7 protein-coding genes are annotated in these 7,409 nt (G+C 45.4%); 4 read left to right on the top strand and 3 right to left on the bottom strand.

Going from position 1 to position 7,409, the window contains the following annotated elements; all coding sequences use genetic code 11:
* Positions 1 to 112: 112 nt before the first annotated feature.
* Positions 113 to 352, bottom strand: a complete 240-nt coding sequence (locus V7K36_RS27225) for a hypothetical protein (protein WP_335120794.1) — start codon at positions 350 to 352, stop codon at positions 113 to 115.
* Between the two features lie 1,304 nt (positions 353 to 1,656).
* On the opposite strand from V7K36_RS27225, the gene V7K36_RS27220 reads away from it, so the two are divergent.
* On the top strand, positions 1,657 to 1,845 hold the full coding sequence (locus tag V7K36_RS27220; protein WP_335120795.1) for a DUF4089 domain-containing protein: 189 nt from the start codon (positions 1,657 to 1,659) through the stop codon (positions 1,843 to 1,845).
* On the top strand, positions 1,842 to 3,230 hold the full coding sequence (locus V7K36_RS27215; protein WP_335120793.1) for an AtzE family amidohydrolase: 1,389 nt from the start codon (positions 1,842 to 1,844) through the stop codon (positions 3,228 to 3,230). Before V7K36_RS27220 ends, V7K36_RS27215 begins: the two co-directional genes overlap by 4 nt.
* Before the next feature lie 86 nt (positions 3,231 to 3,316).
* Here the strand turns inward: V7K36_RS27215 and V7K36_RS27210 are convergent, their stop codons facing one another.
* On the bottom strand, positions 3,317 to 4,225 hold the full coding sequence (locus V7K36_RS27210) for an AraC family transcriptional regulator (protein ID WP_335120792.1): 909 nt from the start codon (positions 4,223 to 4,225) through the stop codon (positions 3,317 to 3,319).
* A 94-nt stretch (positions 4,226 to 4,319) separates the two neighbouring features.
* On the opposite strand from V7K36_RS27210, the gene V7K36_RS27205 reads away from it, so the two are divergent.
* Positions 4,320 to 5,315, top strand: a complete 996-nt coding sequence (locus tag V7K36_RS27205) for an SDR family oxidoreductase (protein WP_335120791.1) — start codon at positions 4,320 to 4,322, stop codon at positions 5,313 to 5,315.
* A gap of 244 nt (positions 5,316 to 5,559) precedes the next feature.
* On the opposite strand, the gene gntT is transcribed toward V7K36_RS27205, so the two are convergent.
* Entirely contained in the window at positions 5,560 to 6,921 is a 1,362-nt protein-coding gene (gntT, locus tag V7K36_RS27200) for a guanitoxin biosynthesis MATE family efflux transporter GntT (RefSeq protein ID WP_335120790.1), read from the bottom strand.
* A 174-nt stretch (positions 6,922 to 7,095) separates the two neighbouring features.
* Here gntT and V7K36_RS27195 point away from each other — a divergent pair, with 174 nt between their 5' ends.
* Positions 7,096 to 7,233 carry a hypothetical protein gene (locus V7K36_RS27195; protein ID WP_335120789.1) on the top strand — a complete coding sequence of 46 codons (138 nt, stop codon included), beginning with the start codon at positions 7,096 to 7,098 and terminating at the stop codon, positions 7,231 to 7,233.
* Positions 7,234 to 7,409: the final 176 nt, after the last annotated feature.

The following is a 7,409-nucleotide window of genomic DNA, read 5'->3' as shown; positions in this document are numbered from 1 at the left end:
AAATTTTAATGAGCGATCGCCTGATAATACTTAATCGAAAAAATCGATAGATCCTTCCTATTTTAATTGCCAAAACTCAAATTAAAATAACCCAAAATATACCACAAAATATTTATGCAAGAGTTCTAGTAATGGGGGAGACATCAAAAAGTTGATCTGACAGGCGAAACTCATTTTCTGTAATAGTGAATGGTTTCGTCAGCACGCTAGTATTACTACTCGTGTCATACTGATACATCCGATAGTTTAGTGGCTGGGCAGGAAACTGCATAGTAAATAGTTGATTGCCAGCACCAATCATGGAATTGATCTTGTTGTAGATCAATTCCATAATTTCTTCTTGCGTTGCCATGACTTGATTCTCCTGATTTATGATTTAGTAATGTCTTTTGTTCTTACAATCAATACAAACACTGAGTAATTCAGAAGGCTATTAAAACGGTTCCTCGAAATTCTTGTAAACCTCACAAGAATCTCCTCATAGGGGCAAAAGTCGCGAAGCTGCTATGAGCCGCCACGCAATGGCTGAAAATCCTACCTAGAGGGAGTTTCAGAAAAATTTTTTAACTTTTACCCTAGAAATGAGATTTTGATTAACCGGATACACACTTAAATCTGTACCATTTAAATCTGACTCAATTTTGCAGCCTGAAAGCCGCATGCTTACGTTACGAAATGCTGTACCAAATAGCTTAAACTTCTATTGACACAGCAAAAATAAGGTTTTTCGGCGATTTTCAGGTCATAGAGCAATTTTATTTTTGTAGCTCTTTCGTAGCAAGGGTTTCAGACGTTACGTAGCGGCTAATGTCACGCTCGCTACTTTTACCCCTCCAACTGAAAACGAACCTCAGCCAAGTATTACACGGAATCAGGAGTTTCATCAAACATCTGATACCGCAAGTGCAAAACAGTCTGTTGAGTTGACAATTGTTGCATAACTTGAAATTTTACGTGACTGTATTTTGTTTGAATTAAAGTTGGGTAAGCAAGCATCTGGATATAAAATTGCTCAGAAAGCTCTCAATCGTTTAGACACAGTTGTTTAGTCCATAAAACTTCAAGTACCCACTATAAAGCTAATTGATAGCTTTATATGTCAGTATTAATATTGAAAATAAAGTTACTTTATATTAAAGTCTATAGTAGAATAGCACTAAAAAATTAGTTGATAGCTAATGGCAATATCAATTCTGTTGAATTAGTACTAACTGCCCCAAGTTTATATCTGAGTTGATTGGTTATCTGGAATTTGAAGGTAACTACATCGTAATGACCTGTTCTAAAAGATATTCAATGTAGCTTGTACTTCAAGGCTTCCCCTTGGAATTCCCTGAAGTACACTTGTCAACTGCGGAAGAATAGAAACTTTTTCCTCATCAGGTAGTCTCCAGGACAAACGCACCTTAAACTGGCACAATTTCCGTTTTTGTAACAAACTTACTCGCTAAAATTTGATTTTCTCATTTTTTGTACCCATACCGAATAGAACCCGGAAGCAACGCGATTTTGTGAGGTCAGATCAAAAACAAGCGATGCCGACGGCGGGCTACACCGACGCAGACGACTACATTTAATTACTTAGCCCGCGCTTTCATCAGTTTTTGTTAAACCGTGGACGCTGTAAAATTGACAAGTGATCGCACAGGAGGACAGATGAAAAGAGAAGGGTTTAATGTGGGTGAGTATGTTGATCAAATGACCTTGTTGTTGGATTTGGAGTTAAGAGATGAGTATCGGGATGGGGTGGTGGCAAATTTTGAGAGAATTAGGGCGATCGCTAATCTTATAAATTCTTTCCCGCTAGCGGAGGATATTGAAGTTGCACCAGTATTTGAACCATGAATGATGCTGTATCAATAGCTGCTGCTATACGTGATGGCAAAGTAAGCGCGATGGAAGTTACTCAGGCTGCGATCGCACGAATCGCCGCGCAAGATAATCAACTCAACTGTTTTACGGCTGTGACTGCTGAGACAGCTTTAACAGATGCAGCACGCATTGACTGGGAAATTGCCCAAGGTAATCATCCGGGAAGGCTTGCTGGTGTCCCTTTTGCGGTGAAAAATCTCTTCGATATCGCTGGTTTAACGACTCTAGCTGGATCGAAAATTAATGCAGAAAACCTACCAGCTACCCAAGATGCAACAGCAGTAGCGAAGCTGAAACAAGCAGGTGCTGTGCTGGTTGGCGCTTTGAATATGGATGAGTACGCCTATGGGTTTGTAACGGAAAATTCCCATTACGGTGCTACTCACAACCCCCATGATTTACAGCGAGTTGCTGGTGGTTCGTCGGGTGGTTCGGCGGCGGCTGTTGCTGCTGGGTTAGTACCCCTGACGCTTGGTTCAGATACTAATGGTTCAATTCGCGTTCCGGCGGCGTTGTGTGGCGTTTTTGGTTTGAAGCCGACTTATGGAAGGTTATCTCGTGCTGGGGTAGCTTTATTATCTAGCAGTTTTGACCATATTGGATCTTTTGCGCGTTCGGTGCAGGATATCGCCACGGTGTTTGATGTGCTTCAAGGAGAAGACGATCGCGATCCAATTTGCACAAAGCGTCCGCCTGAATTATGTTTACCACAACTTAAACAAGATATCTCTAATATCAGAATTGCTATTGCAGCTGATTATTTCACCAAAGGCGCAGAACCTGAAGCTCTAGCAGCAGTGCAAAAGGTAGCTGATGCTTTGAATGTCACTGAATACGTAAGAATACCAGAAGCACACCGCGCCCGTGCAGCAGCCTTTGTGATTACAGCTAGCGAGGGCGCAAATCTGCATTTGGAAAAATTGCGTAGGCGTCCCCAAGATTTTGACGCAGCGACACGCGATCGCTTTTTAGCTGGGGCGTTAATTCCAAGTAGCTGGTATCTCCAAGCCCAACGCTTTAGAAAATGGTACCGCGATCGCATTCGGGAAGTTTTTCAAAATGTGGATGTAATTCTTGCCCCAACTACACCAATTTCCTCACCGCTAATTGGTCAACAAACCATGATTTTGGATGGCGAAGAAATTCTTGTCCGTCCTCATTTAGGATTATTTACTCAACCGTTATCTTTTATTGGCTTACCCGTTTTATCAGTACCAATTCAGCGCCAAAATGCCTTACCTTTAGGTGTGCAATTGATAGCAGCACCATATAATGAAGCGTTAATTTTACGGGTTGCAGCTGCGTTAGAGGCAAAGGGTGTAGTTTCAGCACCAGTGATTTTCAACGCTCTCAACTAAAGCTATAGCAATCCTATTTGAGTTGATAAAGGACTGCTGGCATTGGGGTGTTAGTGGCATCTCCAATGATCCTTGCAAGCCACACACTAAATTTGATGAATGGGATGACCGGTTTTTTTTATTTTCATTGCATCCCGCAAAGGAGAGTCGCCGAACATCCGTGAATATTCTCGACTGAATTGTGATGCGCTATTGTACCCTACCTTAAAGGCCGAACTCTCGGCGGTTTCACCTTCATCGGTCATCAGGTGCCGTGCCTCTAGCAAACGGAGACGCTTCTGATACTGAATTGGGCTCATTGATGTCACTTCTTTAAAGTGCTTAAAAAAAGCAGAACGGCTCATTTTCGCAGCCTTTGCCAAAGCTGCGACATCAACATCATCAGTGAGTTCGGATCTTAGGCGGTAAATTGCCTGAGATATTTTGTGGGTTTTGCTTCCGGAGCGAACAAACTGCCAGAGCGCCGGTCCATCTGCTCCTTTCAGGAGATGATAAAGTATTTCTTTGACCACCAAAGGCCCGAGCACGGGCGCGTCTTCGGGAACTTGAAAAAGTTTTCCCAGCCGAATCACGGCTTCCAGCATTTTATCACTGGCTTTTCCGACGAATACCGCACGCAGAGGATTCTCAACCTCCTTCGGAAAGTCCTTTTCGAACTGAGCCGCGACTTCGCTCAAAGTCAGCGGATCAAAATCTATTAGCAAGCCTAGAAACGGTTTCTCTGGCGTCGCCGAAAAGATGCGACTGGTGACGGGCAAATCAACCGGAGTGGCGGTGTAATGACCTCCATCGCATCGATAGACTTCGCAACCCAGGATAATTTCCTTGCAGCCCTGAGCGACGATACCAAAGCATGCACGCCAGTGTCGCTTTGTGTAACGATCTGTTTTAGAGAATTTTATGCAATTAATGCCTGAAAGGGGCGATTCATGTAAGCCATCCTCGGGGGAGAAGAGATGGATTATTTTTGCTAGGTCAGATTGCAAGTCCGTCATAAAGTCTCCAAAGTATGGGGCTATCCCATATAGGGCCGTTATAGTTTATCGTGGACTATTAGGCAAGAAATTTGGACTTCTGTGAATTTACTCAATGAAAAAAGAGGCGTATTATTCAATCTCAGAAGACATTCTGGTTGGTGAAACCATAAGGCAGGACGTCCATCCAGAACAAAACCAAAGGAGTTCAAATATGCGTGTCTTTGTTACCGGAGCTACAGGCTTCATCGGCTCTGCCATCGTTCAGGAACTCATCACTGCGGGTCATCAGGTGCTCGGCCTGGCTCGCTCAGATGCCGCCGCCAAATCTCTGATCGCCGCTGGCGCCCAGGTGCATCCAGGTGATCTCGAGGATCAAGACAGCTTGCAAAGTGGAGCCGCCGCCTCGGATGGCGTGATTCACACCGCTTTCATCCATGACTTCTCGAAATTCAAGGCTAACTGCGAGATAGATAGGCACGCCATTGAGGCTCTCGGCGCCGCGCTTGCTGGCTCTGACCGCCCTTTGATCGTCACCTCCGGGACTGCGCTACTTACGCCAGGTCGCGAGGCGACCGAAGAAGATGTGCACGCTTCCAGTTCCATTCCCCGCGTAGCTTCGGAAGAGGCAGCAGCTGAAGTAGCGTCACGTGGCGTGCGCGCGTCAGTGGTACGTCTTTCACCATCAGTCCACGGTGACGGCGATCGCGGCGGCTTCGTTCCACATCTGATCAGCATTGCACGTGAAAAGGGCGTTTCGGCGTATATAGGCGACGGACTCAATCGCTGGCCTGCGGTGCACCGACTCGATGCGGCCCATCTTTTTAGGCTTGCACTTGAGAAGGCTCCTACTGCGGGGGCCAGGTTTCATGGGGTTGCTGAAGAGGGCGTTGCGTTGCGAGATATTGCTGAAGTCATCGGAAGACGCCTAAACATGCCAGTGGTAACCAAATCACCCGAAGAGGCAGCTAATCATTTTGGCTGGGTTGCGGACTTTGCAGCACTCGACAATCCGACCTCGAGCACGCAAACTCAGCAACAGTTAGGATGGCGGCCCGTGCAGCCCGATCTCATCACTGACCTCGAACGAGGGAGCTATTTCAAAAACTGAAATGAGAAAACTTCAATGCTGTTGTCATCTTCTCATCCCTTGTGTCAAGCCTAATTGAGATGCTCTTACCCTGGACTGCTATAGCAGTCCTAAATCATTTGTAAAAATAAATTAACCGCAGAGGCGCAGAGAGCGCAGAGAGAGGACTCGGAGATTTTCACGACTCATTTAGGATTGCTATATAATCGTTTACGATGCTGTGAATCAGGTGATTGTAAAATGGAAAAATTAAGCCTTCGATTTACTAGCATTGAGTCTTTTCAGCAGGAGGAATATCCTCTGCCGCTAGTTTCAAGGTTCTAGGGATCTGAATTCCCTGCACTGCAATTCTAGTCACTATGAACAAAGACATCGCCAACCATAACAGATGGGCACTCTGCAACTTCCAAGCGAGGGCTGCTGTGGGAATAAACCCTAACCCAGTTGCGATAAAAGCCGCATTGCGGAGGATTAATCCTTCTGCCAAACCAAAGAAATAAGCTTCAATTGAGACGGCAAACGCATACAGCCCCAGCACACTCATTAGCCAGGGAATGTAGGGATCGATTTGGGTGGTTATTTCCGTATGATTTGTGAGTAGTCCAAATACGGTTTGCGGAAATAGGATGCAGGTAAGGGACATGATGACTGCAAACATCAGAGTCACGCCTATAGAAACGCCAAGCAGTGGCACCATCTGCCCCTGCTCCTTTGTGGCATGAAAGTTGCCCGTCAAGGTTTCTGTTGCATAAGACAAGCCATTGAGTATTTGAATTCCTAGCGTCATGAACTCAATCAGCAAGACATTTTCCGCAAAGGCGATTCTTCCCATCCCAGCAAACAGATTAGTAAAAGCCCAAAAGGTAAACCCGATCGCCAGTGTCCGTATAAAGAGATCCCGACTCAGGGCAAAAGTCTCATTCCAGGCAGATTTGTCCCAAAGCTGAGGCGCGACGGCACGGATTTCCTGCCACTGGATTTCACTCTTGACCCAAATTAGTCCTAGCATCATCATCAGAAATTGGCTCAAAGCTTGTGCCAAGCCTGCTCCCATGCTTTCCAAACCTGCTCGCACAATCATCTGGTAACTCAAGATGATGTTGACGACGTTGCCAAAAACCGACAAGACTAAGACTTTCTGGCTCTGTTCACGCCCCATCAACCAGCCGAGCAGCACCATATTCACCAGAACCGCAGGTACACCCCAAATCCGCGTGTTGAAGTAGTCCACCGCAGCCGCTTTCACCTCTGGAGTATTGTTCAAGACAATAAACCCCAATTCTCGCAGTGGGTATTGCAGGAGCAAAACAGCAAATCCCAAGCCGAGGGCAATTAAAACATTCCGTAAGCCTAGCAGCACCACTTCCTCTTGATCATTTCTTCCAGTCGCCTGGGCAGTCGTGCCGGTGACAGAGAGACGCAAAAAATTCAATGCTCGATAGAAGTAATTAAACACAACTGTCGCCAGTGCAACGCCAGTTAAATGACGAATGTCTTGCAAGTGCCCTAAAAAGGAAACGCTAACCATTCCAGACAGTGGCACCATTAGATTGGAGAGCATGTTAGCGATCGCTAATCTGAAATAGCGAAGAATCCATCGGTCTTGCAAATCATTATTTACTAACATTTGGAATCGGTTAGCTGATGCGATTGAGCTATTTAACTAATTACTAATTCCTAATGGGCTACACCCCGCTACGTACCCCTACGGGGATCTTGCTACGCAAAGCGTCTTGTAGAGAAGACCTTAATTTGTAATTTTCAGGCGTTTCACCACACCCCACGGGTTCGGCAGTCACTCATGGGTGAAACCCGCTACAGCCCTTCCCTAACGGGACGCCTTGCGGCGAACGGGCATCCTACGGTAGGCGCTAGCCTCTCCCAATGTGAGAAGACCATGCTGCCTCACCAAATTGTCAAATTGGTGGTCTTGAATTAGTTGTAAATAAATCCTAAACTAATTTAATTACGAATTATGTAGCTTACTTCTCATTTTTGGCGAGTATTATCTAATTACTAACTATAGGACTCCTATTTGATTTTTGAACAAATTCCGTACATCTGAAGAGTGGCAAAATCAAAGGTAGTGTGTCGAATAAACCACTCAAACATCCA

The organism is Nostoc sp., from assembly GCF_036919555.1.
In the GTDB taxonomy this organism is placed as follows: domain Bacteria; phylum Cyanobacteriota; class Cyanobacteriia; order Cyanobacteriales; family Nostocaceae; genus Nostoc.
This window is presented reverse-complemented; position numbering and strand designations above follow the sequence as displayed.

Excerpts from the sequence above, each read along its gene's own strand:
- gntT (WP_335120790.1), bottom strand. The coding sequence starts at position 6,921 with ATGTTAGTAAATAATGATTTGCAAGACCGATGGATTCTTCGCTATTTC.
- V7K36_RS27225 (WP_335120794.1), bottom strand. The coding sequence starts at position 352 with ATGGCAACGCAAGAAGAAATTATGGAATTGATCTACAACAAGATCAAT.
- V7K36_RS27210 (WP_335120792.1), bottom strand. The coding sequence starts at position 4,225 with ATGACGGACTTGCAATCTGACCTAGCAAAAATAATCCATCTCTTCTCC.
- V7K36_RS27220 (WP_335120795.1), top strand. The coding sequence starts at position 1,657 with ATGAAAAGAGAAGGGTTTAATGTGGGTGAGTATGTTGATCAAATGACC.
- V7K36_RS27205 (WP_335120791.1), top strand. The coding sequence starts at position 4,320 with ATGAAAAAAGAGGCGTATTATTCAATCTCAGAAGACATTCTGGTTGGT.
- V7K36_RS27195 (WP_335120789.1), top strand. The coding sequence starts at position 7,096 with ATGGGTGAAACCCGCTACAGCCCTTCCCTAACGGGACGCCTTGCGGCG.
- V7K36_RS27215 (WP_335120793.1), top strand. The coding sequence starts at position 1,842 with ATGAATGATGCTGTATCAATAGCTGCTGCTATACGTGATGGCAAAGTA.